The organism is Bifidobacterium miconis, assembly GCF_019331735.1.
GTDB classification, from domain to species: domain Bacteria; phylum Actinomycetota; class Actinomycetes; order Actinomycetales; family Bifidobacteriaceae; genus Bifidobacterium; species Bifidobacterium miconis.
The window spans coordinates 1-21,315 of sequence record NZ_JAHBBH010000046.1; the positions used below are offsets into that span (position 1 = coordinate 1).

Genomic DNA, 21,315 nt, shown 5'->3' on the forward strand with positions numbered 1-21,315 from the left:
AGCTAAGGCCTGGCACGGCAATGGTACTGCACCCGATAGAGTGTGGGAGAGTAGCACACCGCCGCATCCAACTTGACAAGAGGCCCCGGTCGAGCACACGCTCCCGGGGCCCCTCCCATATCCACCAGCATCGTCAAACCGCATCCACCTCGCGGTCTGTCACCGCATCCGCGTCAATTCAATACGTTTGCATTACGATTACACCATGCACTACTTCGTCCCCAAGCGTTGCACCGAATCCAACAAAATCATGTATCACGACAGGGCGCAGGCGCAGCAGGCCGCCGACCAGAGCCTGCGCGAGCGCGGCGCCGAACTATGGGTATATCGTTGCGAATACTGCGGTTCATGGCATCTGACGCATCGCGATCCGCGTGACAGTTATCGTGCGGTGCCGCTGAACCAGCAGCTTAAGCCGCACTCACGCAAGAAAGGCTACAAGCCGCGTCGCCGATAGCCCCCTCGCGTCCGCATGAATCCGGTGCATCCTGCCGTAAACAACCGTCAGTCGTCGCTGAAACGAGCGTCAGCGGTTCCTGCGACGGTGACGACGATCGACGATCGCCTGCGATCCGCGATCGGACAACTGCGATACGGCAGCACCGACCGCCGACGACAGCGCGGAAAACAGCACGCTCATCATCAGGCTTTCCTTCTCGTCGACCACGCCGTCTCCAAGCGAACCGGCGTCGGCGGCCCCGGTCGGCGCCGCGGCCTTGCGATTGCGGCCCAGACTATGGTTCCACGCCAACGTGAACAATTTGCCGGCGATGAAGCCGGCGACGGACGGCAGAGCGAACTTCAGGAACTTGTCGCCAAGGGAGTCGGGATCGTTGATCCGCTTCGCGCGCATGGCATCCACCTTTTCATTGATCTGGTCGAACACGGCGATGATCTGATCGGCGCTCGACTCTGCCTGGACATCGGTCATGCTCAACATTATTTGGCGAGGTAGCGACGCAGGCCCCGCGGAACCCGCCGCAAAAACAAGGCAAACCGATGCGAAAACCGGACGGCGTGAGTAGAGTGGGCCATATGAGTCAAACGAACAGTGGCAAGGCGGCCGCAACCGGACGATTAGTACTGCTGCGGCACGGAGAGACCGCGTGGAGCGTTTCGGGACAGCACACGGGACGCACCGACATTCCTCTGACGGCAGCGGGAGAAGAACAGGCGCTGGACGCCGGCAAACGCATTCGCAGCCTATTCCCGGAAGGGTTTGACGACGATTGCATGTTCGCCAGCCCGCTCAAACGTGCGCAGCAAACCGCCCGCATCGCCGGATTCCATCCGCACACGCTGCCCGCGCTGGCCGAATGGGATTACGGTCGCGCGGAAGGCCGTACCAGACAGACCGTGGCGCAGATGCACGGCGGATCGTGGGACGTGTGGCGCGACGGCCCGGACGCGCTCGACCCGTCCATGGAAGGCGAATGGGAGGAGACGCTGCCGAACGGCGAGCGGATCACCGTGCACAACGGAGCCGGGGAATCGCTGCAGGACGTGTATGAGCGTGTGCAGCTGGCCATCGATCAGGCGCTGCCGCTGATGGAAGACGGCCGCAACGTGCTGTTCGTCGCGCACGCGCACGTCCTGCGCATCCTGACGTCCCGTTGGCTCGGTGTGGAGCCCCAGTTCGCGCGTCTGCTGCGGCTTGACACCGCGCACTATTCGATCCTGTCCGTCTACAAGGGCGATCGCGTGATCGAACGCTGGAACTGCTGACGTATGTGCCGAATCGCGGTCACTGCAGCAGCCAGACGGACGCGTCCTGCGGCAGCAGGCCGTCGACCAGCGGCACCGACGCCAGCACCGGCTCGCCGGCAGGCAACGCGATCGCGTCCGCGCTGAAATTCGTGACGGATACGAACGCGCGCCCGTCATCGTCCGTGCTCGGACGGCGGTAGGCGATCACGTCGTCGCCCAAATCCAGCCAATCGAACGTCGACGTGTCACCCGTGGCCGTCAGCAATCCGGCGCGCAGCGACAATACGCGACGGTACAGATGCAGCATCGACTCGGGGTCGCGTTCCTCGGCGTCCGCGGCGTACTCCTTGTACCACAGCGGCTGCGGCAGGTGCGGATCGGCCGCATGCGATCCGTCCGGACACGTGGCCGGCGAGAAGCCGAACGAGGCGCCCGTGCCGAACGCGTGCCCGGCCTCCGGTGCGGGCGACCAGTTCGCCACGGCCGGCACGTCCGTCGAATCCCACGGCAGCGGCACGCGGCAGCCGTCGCGGCCCTTGTCGGTGAAATTGCGCAGCGTGTTGAACGGCGTCGGATCTTCGAGACGGTTCCACGGGATGTCCGCGACCTCCGGCAGACCCAGTTCCTCGCCCTGATACACGTACACCGAACCCGGCAGGCCCATTTCCATGAGCACCGCGGCACGGGCGCGACGCGCGCCCAGCTCGCGGTCCTCCTCGTACGTGCCGCCGTTACGCAACAGCCAATCGTGCGCCAGTTGGTGATACGGCGCGCGCGTCACCTGCGGCAGGCCGTAGCGCGACGGACTGCGCGGCACATCATGGTTGTTCATCACCCACGTGGTCGTCGAATCACCCGTCTCGGCCGCCGCATCAAGGCCTTCCGCGATCGCCGCGCGCATCTCGGACGCATCCCAGTTCGCCTTCGCGAACTCGAAATTGAACACCTGACCGAGCTCGTCGGTGCTCGCGTACAAATGCTGGTGCTCGGGCACCACCCATGCCTCGCCGACCGCGAAACGCGGCGGATCGTACTCGTTGAACACCTTGCGCCACTCGCGGTAGATGTCGTGCACCTCCGGGCGGTCCCACAGCGGGCTCGTGCCATCGTGGCACAGGCCCTGCTGGATGCTGTCGGCCGGCTGGTCGGCGAGCGGAACGCTGTCGAGATCCTTGGCGAGGCCGTGCGCCACGTCGATGCGGAAACCGTCCGCGCCGTGGTCGGACCAGAAGCGCAGCGTTTTGATGAACTCCGCGTGGATGTCCGGATTGTTCCAGTTGACGTCCGGCTGCTCCTTGGTGAAGATGTGCAGGTACCACTGGCCGTCCGGCACGCGCTCCCACGCGGGGCCGCCGAACATGGCCTGCCAGTCGTTCGGCGGCAGTTCCCCGTGCTCGCCGCGGCCCTCGCGGAAGATGTAGCGGTCGCGTTCGGGGGAGCCGGGCGCGGCGGCGAGGGCGGCTTGGAACAGCGCGTGCTTGTTCGACGTATGGTTCGGCACGATGTCGACGATGATTTTGATGCCGGCCTCGCGCGCGGCCGCGGCCATCCGGTCGAAGTCGTCCATCGTGCCGAGACGCGGGTCGACGTTGCGATAGTCGATCACGTCGTAGCCGCCGTCGGCCAGATCGGACGGATAGAACGGGCTCAGCCAGATCGCGTCGACGCCGAGCGCCTTGAGATACGGCATTTTCTCGGTGACGCCGGCGATGTCGCCGAGGCCGTCGCCGTTCACGTCCTTGAAGCTGCGCGGATAGATCTGGTAGACGACCGCCTGCTTCCACCAGTCGTCGCGTGCGTTGTTCGCCGTCATTGGAGACTCCTTCCGTCCGCTGTGTGCCGGGGCGCGTCGGGCCGTGCGGGATGGACGCGTATGGGCACCGCTGATGCAAACGATAGCATAACGAATTAACCGGGGGTGGAGGTCTGGGATGCGATGCGTGCTGCCGGCCCTTTCTTGATGGGGGCTCCATTGGTGGAACCGATGCGTTCGGCATCGCCGGATCCTTCTTGACTCAGGGGAAAATCAGTGGTTCCCCTGACCGTTGCGCCTGCGGTGGCATGGCAGTATGAAGACATGAGACTTTTAGGCAATATTCTGTGGCTGATTCTTGGCGGATTGTTCCTGTCGCTGGGATGGGCGATCGTCGGGCTGGTGCTGTGCGTGAGCATCATCGGCATTCCGCTGGGCATCCAGGCGTTCAAAATGGCCGAGCTCACGCTCACTCCGTTCGGCAAGACCGTGGTGTACCGGGGCGGCGTCGGCTCCACGTTGGCGAACATCGTGTGGGTGGTGGTCGTCGGCGTGTGGATGGCGCTCGGGTATGTGGGCGCCGGTCTGCTCAACTGCCTGACGATCATCGGCATTCCGTTCGGCATCCAGTCGTTCAAGATGGCCAAACTCGCGCTGTGGCCGTTCGGTGCGGATATCGTGTCGTTGTGATGGCGGTCATGCGGCTGCACTCGCTGGGCCGGCTGCGTTGCCGGATCGACTGCGTTGCGGTACGGCGATAATGCGCGCATCTGCTTTGCGCATCGGCTTTGTATATTGGCGCGGTGGGCGCGATTTTCGTTGCAAAATGGCGCGACACGCCGAGGATTGCGCGGACGGCGATGTGGGTGTATCTTAGTCGATTGTCTGCGAGTGTGGCGGAATGGTAGACGCGCTGTCTTCAGGTGGCAGTGAGTGTATGCTCGTGGGGGTTCAACTCCCCCCACTCGCACGCAGAACAAAATCCCGGAAGGTTGGAATTCCAACCTTCCGGGATTTTCTGTTTTTCGCTCAAGCCCGCGTCCGGGGGTTCGGGCGCAGAGCCGTTCATCCCAGCAGCGCGGCGATGACGAAGATGAACACGGGGGAGGAGAGGGTGCTCAGCAGGATGCCGTCGCGGGCGAGGCGCGTGCCGGCATCGACGCGATACGCGCGGCATCGGCGCGATAATGGACGCATGACAACCGTGCATTTCGACCCGCTCGCCCAGCGGTATCCGTCACAGCGCTACCCCATCTACGCGAACCGGGCCATGGTCAACTGCTCCGAACCGCAGGCGTCGGCCGCCGGCCTGCAGGCCATCCTCAAAGGCGGCAACGCGTTCGACGCCGCGGTCGCCGCCGCTGCCGCGCTCACCGTCGTCGAACCCACGTCCAACGGCCTCGGATCGGACGCGTTCTGCATCGCGTGGAGCGCTCGCGAACAGCGTCTGATCGGTCTCAACTCAAGCGGCCCGGCACCGCAGGGTATCTCCATCGACCGGGTGTTCGCGGACGGCAACGCAACCGCGGGCGGCCGCATGCCGCGCTTCGGTTGGACCCCGGTCACCGTGCCGGGCGCGCCCGCCGCGTGGGCCGCGCTCAACGCGCGCAACGGCCGGCTCACGCTGTCCGACGATCTTGCGCCGGCCGTCGACTACGCGCGCAACGGCTACGCCGCAAACCCGAACCTCGCGTACTGGTGGAAACGTTCGGCCGACGCGTATCGTCGGGAGAACGTTGGCGGTCGGTTCGACGACTGGTTCAGCACGTTTACACGAGGCGACGATCGGCGCACGCCGCGCGCGGGCGACGTCGTCACGCTGCCGGATCACGCCGACTCGCTGGCCGAGATCGGCGCGACGAACGCGCGCTCGTTCTACGAAGGCGATCTGGCGCGCGCGATTGACGCGGCGAGCCGTGCGTCCGGCGGCTACCTGCGCTACGACGATCTGGCCGCGTACGCCCCGCGCTGGGTCGACCCGATGCGGCTCGACTACCGCGACGGCTGGCAGGTGTGCGAGATTCCGCCGAACGGGCAAGGCATCGTCGCGCTCATGGCGCTCAACATCCTGCGCAACTTCGACATCGCCGGCACGGACCGCGCGCTCACGTACCACCGGCAGATCGAGGCGATCAAGCTCGCGTTCGCGGACGCGTTCGACGTGGTCACCGATCCGGACGACACGAGCGTTGACTACGCGCGTTATCTTGCGCCCGAATACGGCGAGGAGAAGGCGCGGTTGATCGGCGAGACGGCTCAGGTGCGCACGACGCGCACGCCGTCGACGTCCGGCACCGTGTACCTGTGCTGCGCGGACTGCGAAGGCAACATGGTCTCGTACATCCAGTCGAACTACATGGGATTCGGGTCGGGGATCGTCGTGCCCGGCACCGGCATAGCGGTGCAGAACCGCGGCGCTGACTTTGCGCTCGACCCGTCGCTTGCGAACGCTCTCAAGCCGGGCAAGCGCACGTATCACACGATCATTCCGGGATTCCTGATGCGCGACGGCCGGCCGGTCGGACCGTTCGGCGTGATGGGCGCGTACATGCAACCGCAGGGTCACGTGCAGGTTGCGATGAACGCGATCGACTTCGGCATGGACCCGCAGCAGGCGCTCGACGCGCCGCGCTGGCGGTGGGATCGCGGCAACGCGACGCGCGTGGAGACGCGGTTCGACGCCGCGATCGCGCGGGAGCTGGCACGGCGCGGGCACGAGATGAGCATGAGCCTCGAAACGGCCGATTTCGGCCGCGGGCAGATGATCATGCGCGTCGGCGACTGGGACGGCACGGCGGACCGTGCAGCGGGCGACGCGGCCGGCTCAGGCTGGGGCGGCCGCTCGCTGGTCGGCGGCACGGAATCGCGCACCGACAGCAACATCGCCTGTCTGTAACGCGTCCGGTGATTCCGTGACTACGGTTCCGTCGCGGTCCTATCCGTAGTCCCGCACGGCAGCATCTTGCGGACTGCCGCGCGGGACTAGCTGCGCGACGATCCCGATCACCATCGGTCGCGGGACCGTCGCGTGCTGCGGCGGTCGTGCGATCTCAGCCGCGCGATCTCAGCCGCGCGAGCCGTGCGCGTAGAAGCGGGCGAGCGTTTCGTCGCGGAACTCGTCGAAATAACCGCCGTCGATCGACGCGCGGATGTCGTCGAGCAGCTTGATGAAGAAATGCTCGTTGTGGATCGTCGCCAGCGTGAACCCGTTGAACTCGCGGGCGCGCAGCAGATGATCGACGTACGCCTTCGAGTAATGCGTGCAGGTGTAGCAGTCGCAGCCCTCCTCGAGCGGGCCGAAATCGAATTTGAATTCGGCGCGCTTGACGTTGTATCGCCCGTCGCGCGTGAAGATCGCGCCGTTGCGTCCGCAGCGGGCCGGCGCCACGCAATCGAACGTGTCGCCGCCGTTCTCCACGCACGCGAAGATGTCGTCCACCGCGGCGATGCCGAGCACGTGGCGCGGGCGGCTTTCCGGCATCGCGTCGCAGATCCACGCGCACGTGTCGCCGATGATGCGCTTCTCGATCGCGCCGCCGATGCCCACGCCGTCGAAGTCCAGCGAGGCGATCTGCTCGGCCGCATGTCGGCGCAGGTCTTCGTAGTTCGCGCCCTGCACCACGCCGTACAGCGCCTGATACGGTTTGCCGAGACGTTCTGCAGTCAGCCGCTCGTGCTCTGCGACGCAGCGCTGCGCCCAGCGGTACGTGCGCTCGACCGACTGCTCCTGATATCGGCGCGTGTTCATGAGCGTGGTCAGCTCGTCGAACGCGAACATGATGTCCGCGCCGATCTTGTGCTGGATGCCCATCGAAATCTCGGCGGAGAACCGGTGCAGCGAGCCGTTGAGCGGCGACTTGAACGTCACGCCGTCCTCGTCCACGAACGCGAGGCGCTCCTTGCCGTCCGCGATCACATCGTCCGACTTCATGCCGGTCACGTCCATCGCGAGCGTCTTCTTGAAGCCGGCGCCAAGCGAGAGCACTTGGAAGCCGCCCGAATCGGTGAACGTCGGGCCGTCCCAGTTCATGAACTTCGCCAGGCCGCCCGCGGCGTCGAGCACGTCCTCGCCGGGTCGCTCGTACAGGTGGAAGGCGTTCGACAGCATGCACTGCGCGCCCCCCGCCCGCATCGTCTCCGGCAGCACGGCCTTCATCGCGGCCTGTGTGGCGACCGGCACGAACGCGGGTGTATGGATGTCGCCGTGAGGCGTGTGCAGAATGCCGGTGCGGCCGTAGCGTGCGCCGTCGCGGCCCAAGCCGCTCGCTGCATCGGGCAGGCGGGTGATGGTTTCAAAGCTGAACGCGCTGCGATCGCCGGGCTTGCCGGGCTCGGCGCCGCGCGGATGATCCAAAAGACTCGTCATATGCTTCACTCTAGGCGAAGTCCGGTAGGAAGCTCAACCGGATGATGCTGGATGCCGTTGCGAGAATCGAAAGACAATTCGATTATTCCTTCCAACAAACATTCAGGAAACTTCCAGAGCAAGTATCTTTACTCTTAGGTAGCAGTTCACCGGGCCGGCCACAAGGGGCAGACGGAACCCGGCAACAACCTAAGGAGCAGCAATGGCTGAAGAGAACAACAACTGGTACGCCAGCGGCGACCAGAACGCGCAGCCGCAGAATGCCGACGGCGCGAACGACACGACTTCCACTTCCAACAACAGCAACGAAACCAACGAGCAGCCCACCGTGGCGTTGCCGACCACCCCGGACCGCGGCGAGCAGCCGACTGTGCAGATGCCGCCGGCTCCGGCCTCCGCTTCGACTGCGGCCGGTGCATATGGCGAAACCGCCGACTCCCACGTGAACGATACGCCGAACTACGCGGCCGCCGCCGGCGAGACCACCGTCGTCTCCAACGAAGGCAACGGCTCGACAGGCTCGGCCGGTGCGGCCCCGCAGAGCCAGCCGGCGTCCGAAAGCGCTTCGGGCCCGTACCGCCCGGCGCCGGAATACGGCGCGTACGGTCCGACCCCGACCCAGCCGGCGGCAGGTGCCGGCACTGCCCAGCCGCAGGGCCAGCCGAACCCGCAGTCCCAGCCGACGCAGCCGTTCGGCGGACTGTTCGGCCAGGGCAACCCGTTCGGCCAGCAGGGCCAGCCGAACCCGCAGCCGCAGGGTCAGCAGAACGGCGCCAACCGCAATCCGTACGGCAACCCGTTCCTTGCCGGCCAGCAGCCGCAGCAGCCGCAGAACAACGGTGGATATCCGCCGATGCCGCCGTTTGGCCAGAACGGTCAGCCGAATCAGCCCGGCCAGCCGGGACAGCCGGCCGGCAAGTCCGGCGCCAAGACGGCCAACGGCGTGATCGTCGCGGTCGTTGCCGCGCTGGTGTCCGCCGCGCTGTGCCTCGGCGTCGGCTGGAGCGCCATCACCTACGGTTGGGTGACCGTGCCGACCAGCAGCTCGCTGTCCAACGTGAGCTCCAACAAGTCCGGCTCCGGTTCCGCCACCACCAAGAGCGGCGAGGCCGTCGACTGGAAGTCCGTCGCCTCCGACGTGTCCGATTCCGTGGTGTCCATCCAGACCACGCTGTCCAACGGCACCGCCAAGGGCTCCGGCGCGATCCTCGACACCGAAGGCCACATCGTGACCAACAACCACGTGATCTCCGGCGCCCAGTCGATCGAAGTCACGCTCGCCAACGGCAACATGTACAACGCCACGCTCGTCGGCACCGACACGACCACCGACCTCGCGGTCATCAAGCTGCAGAACCCGCCGAGCGACCTCAAGGCCGTCACGTTCGCCGACTCCGACGAGCTCGCCGTCGGCGAGGCCGTCATGGCCATCGGCAACCCGCTCGGCTACGACGACACCGCCACCACCGGCATCGTCTCCGCGCTCAACCGCCCGGTGACCGTGACCGACGACAACAACAACGAGATCTTCACCAACGCGGTCCAGATCGACGCGGCCATCAACCCGGGCAACTCCGGCGGCCCGACGTTCAACGGCGCCGGCCAGGTGATCGGCATCAACTCGTCCATCGCGTCCACCGCAAGCTCGTCCGAGTCGGCCGGCTCGATCGGCATCGGCTTCGCGATCCCGGCGAACCTCGTCAAGCGCGTCGCCAGCGAAATCATCAAGAGCGGCTCCGTCAAGCACGTCGCGCTCGGCATCACCGTCACCACCGACACGGCCACCGCCGACGGCGTGACCCGTTCCGGCGCGAAGATCACTGCAGGCACGTCCGGTTCCGCGGTCGTCTCCGGCAGCCCCGCCGACAAGGCCGGCCTGAAGTCCGGTGACACGATCGTCGCGTTCAACGGCAACGCGGTCAACAGCCACTACGCGCTGCTCGGCTACGTGCGCGCCGCGGCGCTTGGCGACAAGGCCACGCTGACCATCGTGCGCAACGGCAAGACCATGGAAGTCGAAGTGACGCTCGATCAGGAGGAGTCCGCGGTGAACGGCTCGTCCAGCTCGTCGAACGGCAACAGCAACGGCAACTCGAACGGCAACAACCAGAACAACCAGAACGGCAACGGTTCGAACGGCTACGGATACGGCAACGGCTCCGACGGCAACTCGAACGGCAACAGCGACGGCGGCACCGGTGACAACGGCGGCCTGACCGATCCGTTCGGCATGTGGTAAACCGCAGGGGCTGACACCCCAACGGCCGCAACTCAGTAGGATCGTAACGGTCCTGTTGGGGTGCGGCCGTTTTTCGTATGGGCGGCGATCACAAGTCGGGCCGAGCGAAGTCGCCGGCCTCGGGCATGATGAAACCGAACAACTAAATATGTCATCTTTACGCCGTGTATCGGAAGGGTGCGCGAGGCGGTCCCGCGTTCAGCGGACTGCCGGGCAAAGCCGCCGGTGGGTTAACAAGGCGTGAACGAACCGCCGATCAAGGCCGGTCACGCGACTGCATACCCGCGTTCGCACCGCCGCCACGATCGGCCCGTATGCGAGCGTAAGGAGCAATGATGAGCGGTATCATCATCAGATTCTTCAAATCCGTCCTCCGCATCTGCCGGCTCGTGCCGATGCTGCCCGTGGTGGTCGTGTCGGCCGTGCCGCTGGCGTTGCTGGGGGAGTGGCGGCCATGGTTTGAGACCGGCGGTGCAATCGGTTTCGGCGCTGGAACGGCAGTCGGCGGGGCCGGGATCCCGACGGCCGATCCCGTGAACTTGCCGCTGCTGGGCGACCCCGGCGTGGGCCAGTGGCTGATCATCGCGCTGGTGCTGATCGTCGTCTTCGACACCGTGCGCGGCATGATCGACGACATTCGCCACGGCCAGATCGGCGTCGACCTGCTGGCCGTCGTCGCGATCCTGTCGACCGTCGCGGTGCGCGAATACTGGGCGAGCTGGGCCGTCATGCTCATGATCTCGTCCGGCGAGGCGATCGAGGAGTACGCGCAGGCCAAAGCCGAACACAGCCTGAACACGCTGCTGCAGGCTGCGCCGCGAACCGCGCACGTGGTCGTGCTGCCGGGCGTGAAACGTGGCGATGGCGAGCAGCCCGATACCGCACACGATGAGCGCGATGCGCGCGCCGGCGCGGGTTCCGGCCATGGCGCATCCGTTGCGGCGACCCGCGCCCGCAACGTCGCGCCGGCGAAAGAGGACGGTTTCCGTCCGGTGCTGGCGGCCGATCCGGGCAGCGACGTATGCGCGCTCATCGGCCGGTCCGCCGATGACTGCGACGCGGTCGCCGACGCGATCTCCCGCCGTCGTCGCGCCGTCGCCGCCTCCCGGTTCGACACCGTGCCGGTCGACGGCGTGCGTATCGGCGACGTGATCGTCGTACTGCCCGGTGAAACCGTGCCGGTCGACGGCGAACTCATGTCCGTCGCGGCCACGCTCGACCTGAGCGCCATCAACGGCGAACCCGTGCCGCGCGAAGTGTTCGCGGGCGCCCGCGTCATGTCCGGCGCAGTCAACGGCGCGACCGCGCTCACCATGCGCGTGACCAAACGCGCCGCCGACTCGCAGTATCAGCGCATCCTCTCGCTCGTGACGTCCGCGCAGGAGTCGCGCCCGGCCGTCGTGCGCACGGCCGACCGGCTCGCCGTGCCGTTCACCGTGCTGTCGCTGATCATCGCCGGCGTTGCGTGGGCCGTGTCCGGCGTGCCGACGCGATTCGCGCAGGTGCTCGTGCTCGCGACGCCGTGCCCGCTGCTCATCGCCGCGCCGGTCGCGTACATCGCCGGAACCGGGCGGCTGGCGGCGGCAGGCGTGCTCATCAAAACGCAGGACGTGCTCGAACGGCTCGGGCAGGTCACGCACGTGTTCTTCGACAAAACCGGCACGCTGACCGTCAAGCAGCCGCAGGTCGTGCGCGTGGAGATGCTGCCGGGGGTTGAGACGCGACTGGACGAAGACCATGTGCTCATGATGGCCGGCGTGGTGGAAGGATATTCGGTGCATATTCTTTCGCGCGGCATCGCGAAGGCCGGGGCCGCCGCTGCGGTGAGACTGCGCGCGCGATTCGCCGACGGACAGCGGGAGTGCGATGATGCCGCGGCCAGCCGGGCGCTCGGGCTTGGACATGGTGCGGATTTGCCGGTGGTGAAGGACGTGCGTGAGGAGTCGGGGCGCGGTGTGTCCGGAACGGTGAACGGGCATGCGGTGCGCGTCGGGCGGCTGTCGTTCGCGGACGCGCGTGACGACGGATTCCAGTCGGTGGTCGTTGCCGCTGCATCGCAGGAGGCCACGCGCGCGCGGTTCGGCATGCTGGCGCCGGACGAAATGGCGTCGTATGTGTCGATCGACGGCCGGCTGATCGCGCGCATCGTGCTGCGTGACGTGCCGCGCGCGAACGCCAAGTCTGCGCTCGCCGCCCTGCACGGGCTGGGAGTATCCAAACTCACCATGCTCACCGGCGACAAGCGTGCTTCGGCCGAGATCATCGCGCGCGAAGTGGGCATCGACGAAGTGCATGCCGAACTGTTCCCGGAGGACAAGGTCGCGGCGGTGAAGGATGCGACCAACGGTTCCGCGACCGACAGTTCCGCAAACGACGCTTCGGCGGGCGGGCGTACGGTCACCATGATGGTGGGCGACGGCGTGAACGATGCCCCGGTGCTGGCCGCGGCGGACATCGGCGTGGCCATGACCGACGGCACGTCTACGGCCGCGTCGGAATCCGCGCAGGTGGTCATCATGAACGATGACATCGCCGCCGTGCCACAGGCCATTGCGATCGCCCGCCGCACCAAGCGCGTGATGCTGCAGGCCGTGCTGCTCGGCCTTGGTCTCGCAGTGATCGGCATGATCGCGGCCGCGTTCAACCTCATTCCGGTGGTGGTCGGCGCGTTCCTGCAGGAGGCCATCGACGTGGTGAGCATCCTCTGGGCGCTCACCGCCCTGTTCGATCGGAACTGACCGGCCCATGCAAGCCGCCGAAAATCACCCTTCCCCGATTCGGCGGCTTGCGATAGGCTGGAACGCGTGACTGAATCTTCGAATATCAACGAAAACGAACTGCGCATCGCAGTGATCGGCGCCGGTCCGGCCGGCGTCTACTCCTCCGACATTTTCCTTCGCCAGCTCAAGAAGCTGGGCGAGGAGCTCGGCCTCGGCACCAAGGCCCGCATCGACCTGTTCGAGAAGCTGCCCGTGCCGTTCGGCCTGGTCCGCTACGGCGTGGCCCCCGACCACCCGTCCATCAAGTTCATCGCCGACGCGCTCGAGAAGACGCTCGACAACCCCGACATCCACCTGTACTGCGACGTGGAGTTCGGCAAGGACGTGACGCTCGATGAGCTGCTCGCCCGCTACGACGCGGTGCTGTTCGCCACCGGCGCGGTCAAGGACAAGCCGCTCGGCCTGCCCGGCGCGGACCTTGACGGCGTGTACGGTGCGGCCAAGTTCGTCGAGTGGTACGACGGCTACCCGACCGGCGCCCGCGAATGGCCGCTGACGGCCGAGAACGTGGCCGTGATCGGCGGCGGCAACGTGGCGATGGACGTGGCCCGCGAGCTCATGCGCAACGCGGACGATCTTAAGGCCAAGACCGACATTCCGGACAACGTGTACGAGGGCATCCAGCGCAACAAGGCGAAGGTGCTCCACCTGTTCATCCGCCGCGGCGTCGCGCAGGCGAAGTTCAGCGTGCAGGAGCTGCGCGAGATGGAGAAGCTGCCCGGCGTGCAGCTCATCATCAACGAGGACGACTTCGAACTCGACGACGAGACCATCGAGGTGGCCGGCAAGGACAAGCTCACCCGCCAGATGGTCGAGGAGCTGTTCACGATCCGCGAGATGGCCGAAGACATGGAGGACGACGGCGACGTCGACTTCGAGGGCAACCCGGCCGACCGCAAGTACTACGTCCACTTCAACTCCGCGCCGACCGAAATCCTCGGCGAGGACGGCAAGGTGACCGCGATCCGCGTCGAGCGCACCGAAACCGGCGCCGACGGCAAGATGCACCGCACCGGCGAGTTCACCGACTACCCGGTCGAGGCCGTGTACCATGCGATCGGCTACAAGCCGGCCGAAGCGCCCGGCATCGTGTACGACGAGAAGGGCGCGCATCTGGCCAACGCGAACGGCGACGGCCGCATCACCACCGCCGCTGACGGCGGCGAGGTGCGTGAACGCCTGTACGCGACCGGTTGGGCCAAGCGCGGCCCGGTCGGCCTGATCGGCTCGACCAAGTCCGACGCGCTCATGATCGTGACCAACATGCTCGAGGATCTTGCCAAGGCCGCGGAAGGCGGCCGCGTGGCGGCCGACCGCGATCCGGAGTCCATCGACCGACTGCTGGAGAGCCGCGGCATCAAGCCGATCGACTTCGCCGGCTGGAAGAAGGTCGACGCGTTCGAGCGCGCGGAAGGCGCGAAGGAAGGCCGCGAGCACAAGAAGGTCATCGATCCGGAGCAGATGCGCCAGCTTGCGCACGCGTGATGCTGCCGGCACGACCGGCGTGAGGGCGGCCCGGTGACGACTTGCAGCGCGAGTCGTGCCTGACATACTGCGACAGTGCGGGGCGGAGGATGATGTTCCTCGCCCCGCACTGTTGTTATATCCGGCGGCCATGCGACGATTCCGCCCGTAGCGGATTGGGCGCTCCCGTCCGGCTTCCGTCCAGCCAACGTACAGCCAGTGAATTTACTGTGAGCATTATGACTGGCAAACTGCGGGTGCACGGCCATTGCAACGGCCTGAAAACAACGCTGTTGTTCGCGTTGATGTGGGGCATCATCATGCTCATTTGGTGGGCCACCGGCGGCCAGCGCAGCACGCTGAGCTTGTATATCGTCATCGGTCTGGCCACCACGTTCGGTTCCTACTGGTTCTCCGACAAGCTCGCCATCGCGTCCATGCACGCCCGCGAAGTGTCCGAGGCGGAGGCGCCCGCGCTGTATCGCATCGTGCGCGAGCTGAGCGCGAAGGCCGGCAAGCCGATGCCGCGCATCTACATCGCGCCCACGATGAGTCCGAACGCGTTCGCGACGGGCCGCAACGAGCGTCATGCGGCGGTGTGCTGCACGCAGGGCATCCTGCAGATGCTCAACGAACGCGAGATTCGCGGCGTGCTCGGCCACGAGCTCATGCACGTGTACAATCACGACATTCTCACGTCGGCGATCGCGTCCGCAATGGCGACGGTGATCACGTACCTCGGCTATTCGCTCATGTATTTCGGCGGCGGTTCGCGCGACGACCGCGACAACGACGGTGGAGGCGCGCTCGGCGCGGTCGGCGTGCTGCTGAGCATGATTCTCGCGCCGATCGCCGCGTCGCTGATTCAGATGGCGATTTCGCGCACGCGCGAATTCGACGCAGACGAGGACGGTTCGCGCCTGACCGGTGACCCGGAGGCGCTCGCGTCCGCGCTGAACAAGATCTCGTACGGTGCGGAGGCGAATCCGATGCCGCAGACGGCGGGCACGCAGTCGGTTTCGGCGATGATGATCGCGAACCCGTTCTCCGCGGAGGGATTGTCGAAGCTGTTCTCGACCCACCCGCCGACCGACCAGCGCATCGCGCGTCTGATGCAGATGGCGCAGGAGATGCGCGCCCAGTCGATCGGCATGAACGCCGGCTACGCCCAGCAGCCGCAAGTTCGCTACTGAAAGCCGAATCGCTTAGTTGCTGGTGGTGTAGTACTGGGCTTGGGCGTGCCAGAGCTGGTGGTATTTGCCGGCCGGCTCGTTGACGAGTTGCTGGTGGGTGCCGTATTGGACGATGCTGCCGTGGTCGAACACGGCGATGTCGTCGCAGAACTTGCACGAGGACAGGCGGTGGCTGATGTACACGGCGGTTTTGTCGCCGGCGATCTCGTCGAACTTCGCGTAGATCTGCGCTTCGGCGATCGGGTCCAGCGCGGCGGTCGGCTCGTCCAAAATGATGAACGGCGCGTCCCGGTACAGGGCGCGCGCGATCGCGATCTTCTGCGCCTCGCCGCCCGACACCTGCACGCCGTCCGGGTCGAGTTCCTTGTACAGGCTCGTGTCCAAACCCTGCGGCATGGAGGCGAGCCGGTCGCCGAAATCGGCCTTCACGAGGCAGTCGTCGGCCAGCTCCCGGTCGTAGCGGGCCGCGCACGCCACGTTCTGTCCCAAGGGCAGGGCGAGCAGACGGAAGTCCTGGAAGACGACCGAGAAGATGCGCAGGTACTCGTCGTACCGGTACTTGCGGATATCGATCCCGTTCAGCAAAATCTTGCCTTCGGTCGGATCGTACAGGCGGCACAAGAGCTTGATGAACGTGGTCTTCCCGCTGCCGTTCTCGCCCACCACCGCAAGACGCGAGCCGACCTTGAACTTCAGGTTCACGTGCCGCAGCGCCCACTGGCCGGCCGACGCGTTCGGATAACGGAACGACACGTCGCGGAACTCCACGTCGTACTGCCGGTCCGCGCGCTTCTCCGTCGTGAGCGAACCCTGATACATCGTGTTCGGCGTATCAAGAAAATCGAACACGGTCTTCAGGAACGGCGCGTTGTTGCGCACGCGGCCGATCGACCTGAGCAGCGCGGACAAGCCGGTGAACGTCGTCGTGATCGCGCCCACGTACTGCGTGACCGAACCCACGCCGAATGCGCCGCCCCACGCCTTCAGGCACACGAACGCGTACACGAAGCCGATCAGCATCGTGGAAATCGCCACGGACAGCGACTTCCACAACGTCAGCGGCCACAGCACGCCGCGCATCGCGGGGGAGTACGCGTCGAACGAGTTGTTCGCCCTCCAGAACGGGATTGCGACGCGCTCGAACTGGCCGTACATGCGGCAGTCCATCGCGCGCTTGTCGTTCGCGAACAGGGCGCCGAAGAAACCGAACACGCGGTTGCCGAACCGGCCGGCCTCCGCGAAATTGACCCAGAAATGATCACCGTATTCGTAGCAGGCGGACGACAGTGCGATGTCGCCCAGCAGCACGGCGACCATCAGCACCGCGCACCACGGGCTGTTCAGCAGCGTCAGCCAACCGCCGTCCGTGGGCACGGGCGACGTGAACAGCGACGCGGACAGCGCGACGCCGCCGGCGATCTGGAAGACGGCCGGCAGCACGTCGTTCAGCATCAGCATGCTTTCCGTCAGGCCGCGGCCGGTGAAATTGTCGTTTTGGCGGATACTGGACACCGTGTCATACGTGCGCTGGTCGTCGGCGATCGGAAAGTCGAGATCCATGAGCTTGTCGGAGACCGGCAGCTTGCCGTTGACTTCGGACATCGCGTCCTCCGCCTGCTTCCAGTGATGGCAGGCGGCGCTGGCCAGCGCGAGCAAGACCGTGGTCGCGAGGATGAGGATCACCCACGAACGCAGGACGTTCGGATCGCGTCGGCCGGCCAGTTCGTTGATGAGCTGCGCGGAGAACCAGATGGTCGCGTATGGGGCGGCTGCCTTGCACAGTGCGTCCAGCACGGTGGCGACGAACCAGTTGGGTTGGAGCTTCCACCAGATGCCGATCGCGCGCAGTTCGTAGCGCCACGGTTGCGGCCGGGATGCGGTTTGCTCGTCGGTTTCGTCACTCATTGCTGTCTGCCTTCTGATTGTCGTCCTGATAGTACTTGCTTTGCACGTTGAAGAGCTGCGCGTAGTCGCCGCCGGCGGCGAGGAGCGTTTCGTGGGTGCCTTGTTCGCTGATGCGCCCGTTTGTCATGAACAGGATGCGGTCGCAGAAGCGCGTGGAGGCGAGCCGGTGGCTGATGAACACGCTCGTGCGGCCCGCGGTCATGCGGTTGTAGTGCTCGTAGATGTCGTTCTCGGCGATTGGGTCGAGTGCGGCGGTCGGCTCGTCGAGCAGCAGGATCGGCGCGTTCTTGTACAGGGCGCGGGCGAGCATGAGCCGCTGCGTCTGCCCGCCGGACAGGTCGACGCCGTCCTCGTAGATCTGCCGTCCGATGTGCGCGTCCAGGCCGCCGGGCAGGGACATGACCTTCTCGGTCAAGCCCGCCTCGTCCAAGCAGGCGCGCACGCGGTCGCGGTCGATGCCGTCGAGTCGTTGGGCGACGTTTTGGGCGACGGTCGTGTCGAGCACGGAGAAGTCCTGGAACACGGCCGCGAACAGCGTGTAATAGTCGCGCCGGTTGTACTCGCGGATGTCATGCCCGTTCAGCAGGACGCGACCCGCGGTCGGGTCGAGGAAGCCGCACAGGAGCTTGATCATCGTGGTCTTGCCGGCCCCGTTCAAACCGACCACGGCGATCTTCTCGCCCGGCCGAATCGTCAGGTCCACGTCGTGCAGCGTGTCGCGGTCCGCGCCCGGATATCGGAACGACACGTGATCCAACCGCAGCTCGTACACGTGACCCGGCCGCGCGGCGAGACGCTCCCCGCCGTCCAAATCGTACGGTTCCGGCCAATCGAGAAACTCGCGAATCTGCGCAAGTTCCAGACTTTCCCGGTTCAGTTCGGAACACTGGTCGAGCATGCCGGTGATCCACGTCGCGAACCCGCCGACCGCCGTGAAATACAGCAGGAACCGCGACGCGGGCAGTCCCTGCGCGAGCGTGAGCCAAATCAGATACGCGTACGCGATGCCGTTGCGTGCGAACGTGAGCACTACGTCGATCACGTTCGCCCACACGGTCGTGCGCTCGCGATGCGCGTAAAACGCGCGCAACGTGCGCATCGCGCCCGCGCGCAGCTCGACGATCCACGGACGCAGGCCGAAGATACGCAGATCCTTCGCATAGTCGCGTCCGCTCGCCGCGCTCTGCAGATAGTCGAACCGGCCGAACGCCGTCTGCTCCTCCTCGCGATGACGATAACCCCACTCGTTGATGCGCTTGCCGGACAGGTAGCTCGCCACGGCCGTGACCAGTACGAGCGCGATCAGCCAGCCGTTCAAACCGGACAGCACGGTCAGGTAGATCACGAAACCGATGACGTTGGTGAGCAGTTCGGTGTACGTGGTCCACACCTGTTCGCTCGCGGTGTTGTTACCCGAGCATGATTGCGTGGACTTGCGTTCCTTCGCGCGGAACGCCGCGTCCAACGTGTTGATGTACGACGTGCTTGCGGTTTTCAGCCCGATCTTCTCCAGCAGCCGGATGCGCACGCTGATGCGGCCGAGCGACGTGTACGTTTCGCACAAGTCGTGGCCGGCCGCCAGCAGCACCAGCAGCAGTGTGAAGCCGACGATCGCCAGCAACAGGCTGTTCAGCGGCGCGTGTGTTTCGATTTGGCGCAGGATCACCGGGGCGACGAACATCTCCACCGTCGTGCGCGTGGCCGCCGCCGCGGCCAGCACCACTGCGAGCACTGGCACGCTGGGCACCGATTCGCGCGCCAGGCGCAGCATGAACTTGGTGTTGTCCCATATGGAGTAGCGCCTGCGTTCTGGTGGTGCGGCGGGGGTGTCGTTCGTTTCAGTCATCACTGATTCCTTTCGCTCATCTACCATCCAGTGATAGCCCGTGATCGCGCGAGTCGGGCGAAATCCGTGACGAATCGTCGAAAATCAGTGACGAACTGCACGTCACTCCTGCGGCAGCAGCAGTTCCGTCGTGAACGCGCCGTCCTCCGAATTGCGGCTCAGATATCCGCCCGCGGCCTCGACGATCTCGTCGATGTGCAGCAGGCCGAAACCGTGGTCCTTGTCGCGCTTCGTGGTGTGGAACCGGCCGTGCTCCTTGCGCTGCTTGCCCGCGGCCGTCGCGTTCGTGAACGACACGTACAGCTGTGACCCCTTCATGTCCATGTACACGCGGATCATGCGTTCGCTCGGCGGCAGGCCGGCGTTCGCCTCGATCGCGTTGTCGAACAGGTTGCCGAGGATGCAGCACAGGTCGAGTTCGGACATGCGCAGTTTGATCGGAATATGCGCGTCGACGTGCACATTGATGCCGCGCGATTCGGCCAGCGCCATCTTGCTGCTCAGGATCGCGTCGGCCATCGCGTTGCCGGATTTGATCGGACTGTCCAGCACGATCAGCTCGTGGTCGAGCTTGTCGAGATAGTCGCGGATGCCGGCCAGGTCGCCGTTCGCGGCCAACGCTTTCAGCGTTTGGATATGGTTGCGGTAGTCGTGTCGCCACATGCGCATTTTCGTGTACATCGTGTCGACCTCGCGATAGTGCGTGTCGATCAGCTCGCGCTGGTACGCGGCCAGCGCGCGGTCCGCGGCCTTGCGTTTGCGGTGAAACAGGTCGAACATGATTGTCTTGTTCCCTCTCCTCACGTTCGTTCGATGATCGCGCGGTTCAGCGGTTCGTACGCGCCGCGCGGCAGTGGCAGCGACGTGCCGTCGGTCAGCAGCACGTCGCGTTTCGTCACGCGGCGAATCTGCTTGAGATTGACGATTAGCCCGCGGCCGGTGCGGAAGAACTCCGGACTCAGCTCGTTCTCGAATTCGCTGAGCGACCGGCGGACCGTGTAGTCGCGGCTCGCATGCACGGTCACGTAGTTCTGGCGTACGTCGAGATAGCGGATGTCGTACAGCGGAATGCGTACGAGTCCCTCCGCGCACTGCAGGTTCAGGCAGCGCGCGTTCTGCCTCAGCTTGACGACCGCGCGGTCGAGCACATCGAACAGTTTGCGCTCGTCGACCGGCTTCATGAGATAGTGGAGCGCCTCGACGTCGTAGCCTTCCGCGATGTAGTCCGAATAGCCGGTGATGAACACGATCTGCACGGTTTTGCTGTTGCGGCGCACGGCTTTCGCGAGTTCGACGCCGTCCATCGCGCCCATTTCGACGTCGAGCAGGAGGATGTCGAAGTCCTGGCGCTCCTCGTATCGAGTGAGGAACCGCTCGGCCGACGGGAACGTTTCGACCGCCGCTTCGACGGCGCGGGCGGCGGCCCAGCGCTCGACCAGCGTGCGTACGTATGCCGCGTCCGTATCGTTGTCATCGCAGATCGCGATTCTGGGCATCGGCCGTCCTCCTCTCCGCGTGTTGATTGCCTCGGCGTGATTGCGGTTCCATAGTAGGTCTTGGCCGGTGCCTTGGTCGGGTTTTGCTGTTGGTTGCGGTCTGATGGCTCGCGATGTTTCCTGATGTGTTTCACGTGAAACGGGCTCTTCGCATTTTGGTGTGTATGGGCGTTGTCTGGTGGTGTCGGGATCACGCTGTCGCGTGATGCTGTGTTGCCGTGAGATTGCGCGGTAGCGCAATCTCAGCACGCGCTGCCGCGCGATGTCATCGGTATTGCGCTCACGTGCAATGCCATGTTCCCGGCGGCGGCTCAGCCACCGCGCCCGCATGTGCTCAGCGCATTGCGGTGCTGGCGGAGCCTCGGCCCCCTCGGCTGAGGGGGCTGTCAGCCGCAGGCTGACTGGGGGAGCGTCCGCGGCGCTGTGCGCCGCCAACAAGCACAGCATCGCGCGCAGCGCGATTTCGATACCACACGCGCAACCCGCTACACTCAACCCATGAGGGAATACGACAAAACCAACACGCCCATAGCCAAACAACTGCGCAGGAACATGACCCCATGGGA

16 protein-coding genes and 1 tRNA gene are annotated in these 21,315 nt (G+C 65.5%); 9 read left to right on the forward strand and 8 right to left on the reverse strand.

All coding sequences use genetic code 11. The features are described from left to right. Nucleotides 1-205 precede the first annotated feature (205 nt). Nucleotides 206-457 carry a hypothetical protein gene (locus KIH79_RS11265; protein WP_219059471.1) on the forward strand — a complete coding sequence of 84 codons (252 nt, stop codon included), beginning with the start codon at nucleotides 206-208 and terminating at the stop codon, nucleotides 455-457. A 69-nt stretch (nucleotides 458-526) separates the two neighbouring features. Here KIH79_RS11265 and KIH79_RS11270 read toward each other — a convergent pair whose 3' ends face one another. After that, on the reverse strand, nucleotides 527-931 hold the full coding sequence (locus KIH79_RS11270; protein ID WP_236023820.1) for a DUF4235 domain-containing protein: 405 nt from the start codon (nucleotides 929-931) through the stop codon (nucleotides 527-529). A gap of 104 nt (nucleotides 932-1,035) precedes the next feature. Here KIH79_RS11270 and KIH79_RS11275 point away from each other — a divergent pair, with 104 nt between their 5' ends. Further along, nucleotides 1,036-1,725, forward strand: a complete 690-nt coding sequence (locus KIH79_RS11275) for a histidine phosphatase family protein (RefSeq protein WP_219059461.1) — start codon at nucleotides 1,036-1,038, stop codon at nucleotides 1,723-1,725. Nucleotides 1,726-1,744: 19 nt separating this feature from the next. Here KIH79_RS11275 and KIH79_RS11280 read toward each other — a convergent pair whose 3' ends face one another. Next, complete coding sequence (locus KIH79_RS11280; RefSeq protein WP_219059462.1) at nucleotides 1,745-3,520, reverse strand: glycoside hydrolase family 13 protein; 1,776 nt, start codon at nucleotides 3,518-3,520, stop codon at nucleotides 1,745-1,747. Between the two features lie 264 nt (nucleotides 3,521-3,784). On the opposite strand from KIH79_RS11280, the gene KIH79_RS11285 reads away from it, so the two are divergent. Both KIH79_RS11285 and KIH79_RS11290 read left to right on the forward strand, forming a co-directional pair. Further along, complete coding sequence (locus tag KIH79_RS11285) at nucleotides 3,785-4,150, forward strand: YccF domain-containing protein (protein ID WP_219059463.1); 366 nt, start codon at nucleotides 3,785-3,787, stop codon at nucleotides 4,148-4,150. 197 nt (nucleotides 4,151-4,347) lie between these two features. After that, nucleotides 4,348-4,430 (forward strand) — tRNA-Leu (locus KIH79_RS11290). Between the two features lie 95 nt (nucleotides 4,431-4,525). Here KIH79_RS11290 and KIH79_RS13080 read toward each other — a convergent pair. Next, the gene (locus KIH79_RS13080) at nucleotides 4,526-4,657 is read right to left on the reverse strand and encodes a hypothetical protein (RefSeq protein WP_274607639.1); all 132 of its coding nucleotides are present in this window, start codon (nucleotides 4,655-4,657) and stop codon (nucleotides 4,526-4,528) included. Here KIH79_RS13080 and KIH79_RS11295 point away from each other — a divergent pair. Next, nucleotides 4,656-6,356: a gamma-glutamyltransferase family protein gene (locus KIH79_RS11295; protein WP_219059464.1), complete on the forward strand. Its 1,701-nt coding sequence runs from the start codon at nucleotides 4,656-4,658 to the stop codon at nucleotides 6,354-6,356. The two genes, KIH79_RS13080 and KIH79_RS11295, sit on opposite strands and share 2 nt — an antisense overlap. A gap of 168 nt (nucleotides 6,357-6,524) precedes the next feature. Here the strand turns inward: KIH79_RS11295 and tgt are convergent, their stop codons facing one another. Next, nucleotides 6,525-7,826 carry a tRNA guanosine(34) transglycosylase Tgt gene (gene tgt / locus KIH79_RS11300; protein ID WP_219059465.1) on the reverse strand — a complete coding sequence of 434 codons (1,302 nt, stop codon included), beginning with the start codon at nucleotides 7,824-7,826 and terminating at the stop codon, nucleotides 6,525-6,527. Nucleotides 7,827-8,028: 202 nt separating this feature from the next. On the opposite strand from tgt, the gene KIH79_RS11305 reads away from it, so the two are divergent. The 4 genes from KIH79_RS11305 (at nucleotide 8,029) to htpX (ending at nucleotide 15,502) form a co-directional block, all read left to right on the forward strand. Further along, nucleotides 8,029-10,065, forward strand: a complete 2,037-nt coding sequence (locus tag KIH79_RS11305; protein WP_236023821.1) for a trypsin-like peptidase domain-containing protein — start codon at nucleotides 8,029-8,031, stop codon at nucleotides 10,063-10,065. A 335-nt stretch (nucleotides 10,066-10,400) separates the two neighbouring features. Then, nucleotides 10,401-12,803, forward strand: a complete 2,403-nt coding sequence (locus tag KIH79_RS11310; RefSeq protein ID WP_219059466.1) for a heavy metal translocating P-type ATPase — start codon at nucleotides 10,401-10,403, stop codon at nucleotides 12,801-12,803. Nucleotides 12,804-12,869: 66 nt separating this feature from the next. Then, entirely contained in the window at nucleotides 12,870-14,330 is a 1,461-nt protein-coding gene (locus KIH79_RS11315) for an FAD-dependent oxidoreductase (protein WP_219059467.1), read from the forward strand. 218 nt (nucleotides 14,331-14,548) lie between these two features. Then, nucleotides 14,549-15,502, forward strand: coding sequence for a zinc metalloprotease HtpX (gene htpX / locus KIH79_RS11320; RefSeq protein WP_219059473.1), 954 nt, complete (start codon nucleotides 14,549-14,551; stop codon nucleotides 15,500-15,502). A gap of 12 nt (nucleotides 15,503-15,514) precedes the next feature. Here the strand turns inward: htpX and KIH79_RS11325 are convergent, their stop codons facing one another. The 4 genes from KIH79_RS11325 to KIH79_RS11340 all read right to left on the reverse strand — a co-directional run bounded on the left by KIH79_RS11325 (nucleotide 15,515) and on the right by KIH79_RS11340 (nucleotide 20,749). Next, nucleotides 15,515-17,407 (reverse strand): ABC transporter ATP-binding protein, encoded by a 1,893-nt coding sequence (locus KIH79_RS11325; protein ID WP_219059468.1) that lies wholly within the window; start codon nucleotides 17,405-17,407, stop codon nucleotides 15,515-15,517. Further along, complete coding sequence (locus KIH79_RS11330; protein WP_219059469.1) at nucleotides 17,400-19,253, reverse strand: ABC transporter ATP-binding protein; 1,854 nt, start codon at nucleotides 19,251-19,253, stop codon at nucleotides 17,400-17,402. Before KIH79_RS11330 ends, KIH79_RS11325 begins: the two co-directional genes overlap by 8 nt. 102 nt (nucleotides 19,254-19,355) lie before the next feature. Beyond that, entirely contained in the window at nucleotides 19,356-20,033 is a 678-nt protein-coding gene (locus tag KIH79_RS11335) for a sensor histidine kinase (protein ID WP_236023822.1), read from the reverse strand. Nucleotides 20,034-20,053: 20 nt separating this feature from the next. Beyond that, on the reverse strand, nucleotides 20,054-20,749 hold the full coding sequence (locus KIH79_RS11340) for a LytR/AlgR family response regulator transcription factor (RefSeq protein ID WP_219059470.1): 696 nt from the start codon (nucleotides 20,747-20,749) through the stop codon (nucleotides 20,054-20,056). Between the last annotated feature and the right edge of the window lie 566 nt (nucleotides 20,750-21,315).

Bases quoted from the DNA above. Each gene is read 5' to 3' on its own strand.
- tgt (WP_219059465.1), bottom strand. From the start codon at position 7,826: ATGACGAGTCTTTTGGATCATCCGCGCGGCGCCGAGCCCGGCAAGCCC.
- KIH79_RS11325 (WP_219059468.1), bottom strand. From the start codon at position 17,407: ATGAGTGACGAAACCGACGAGCAAACCGCATCCCGGCCGCAACCGTGG.
- htpX (WP_219059473.1), top strand. From the start codon at position 14,549: ATGACTGGCAAACTGCGGGTGCACGGCCATTGCAACGGCCTGAAAACA.
- KIH79_RS11280 (WP_219059462.1), bottom strand. From the start codon at position 3,520: ATGACGGCGAACAACGCACGCGACGACTGGTGGAAGCAGGCGGTCGTC.
- KIH79_RS11270 (WP_236023820.1), bottom strand. From the start codon at position 931: ATGACCGATGTCCAGGCAGAGTCGAGCGCCGATCAGATCATCGCCGTG.
- KIH79_RS11285 (WP_219059463.1), top strand. From the start codon at position 3,785: ATGAGACTTTTAGGCAATATTCTGTGGCTGATTCTTGGCGGATTGTTC.
- KIH79_RS11265 (WP_219059471.1), top strand. From the start codon at position 206: ATGCACTACTTCGTCCCCAAGCGTTGCACCGAATCCAACAAAATCATG.
- KIH79_RS11295 (WP_219059464.1), top strand. From the start codon at position 4,656: ATGACAACCGTGCATTTCGACCCGCTCGCCCAGCGGTATCCGTCACAG.
- KIH79_RS11275 (WP_219059461.1), top strand. From the start codon at position 1,036: ATGAGTCAAACGAACAGTGGCAAGGCGGCCGCAACCGGACGATTAGTA.
- KIH79_RS11305 (WP_236023821.1), top strand. From the start codon at position 8,029: ATGGCTGAAGAGAACAACAACTGGTACGCCAGCGGCGACCAGAACGCG.
- KIH79_RS11310 (WP_219059466.1), top strand. From the start codon at position 10,401: ATGAGCGGTATCATCATCAGATTCTTCAAATCCGTCCTCCGCATCTGC.
- KIH79_RS13080 (WP_274607639.1), bottom strand. From the start codon at position 4,657: ATGCGTCCATTATCGCGCCGATGCCGCGCGTATCGCGTCGATGCCGGC.
- KIH79_RS11335 (WP_236023822.1), bottom strand. From the start codon at position 20,033: ATGTTCGACCTGTTTCACCGCAAACGCAAGGCCGCGGACCGCGCGCTG.
- KIH79_RS11340 (WP_219059470.1), bottom strand. From the start codon at position 20,749: ATGCCCAGAATCGCGATCTGCGATGACAACGATACGGACGCGGCATAC.
- KIH79_RS11330 (WP_219059469.1), bottom strand. From the start codon at position 19,253: ATGACTGAAACGAACGACACCCCCGCCGCACCACCAGAACGCAGGCGC.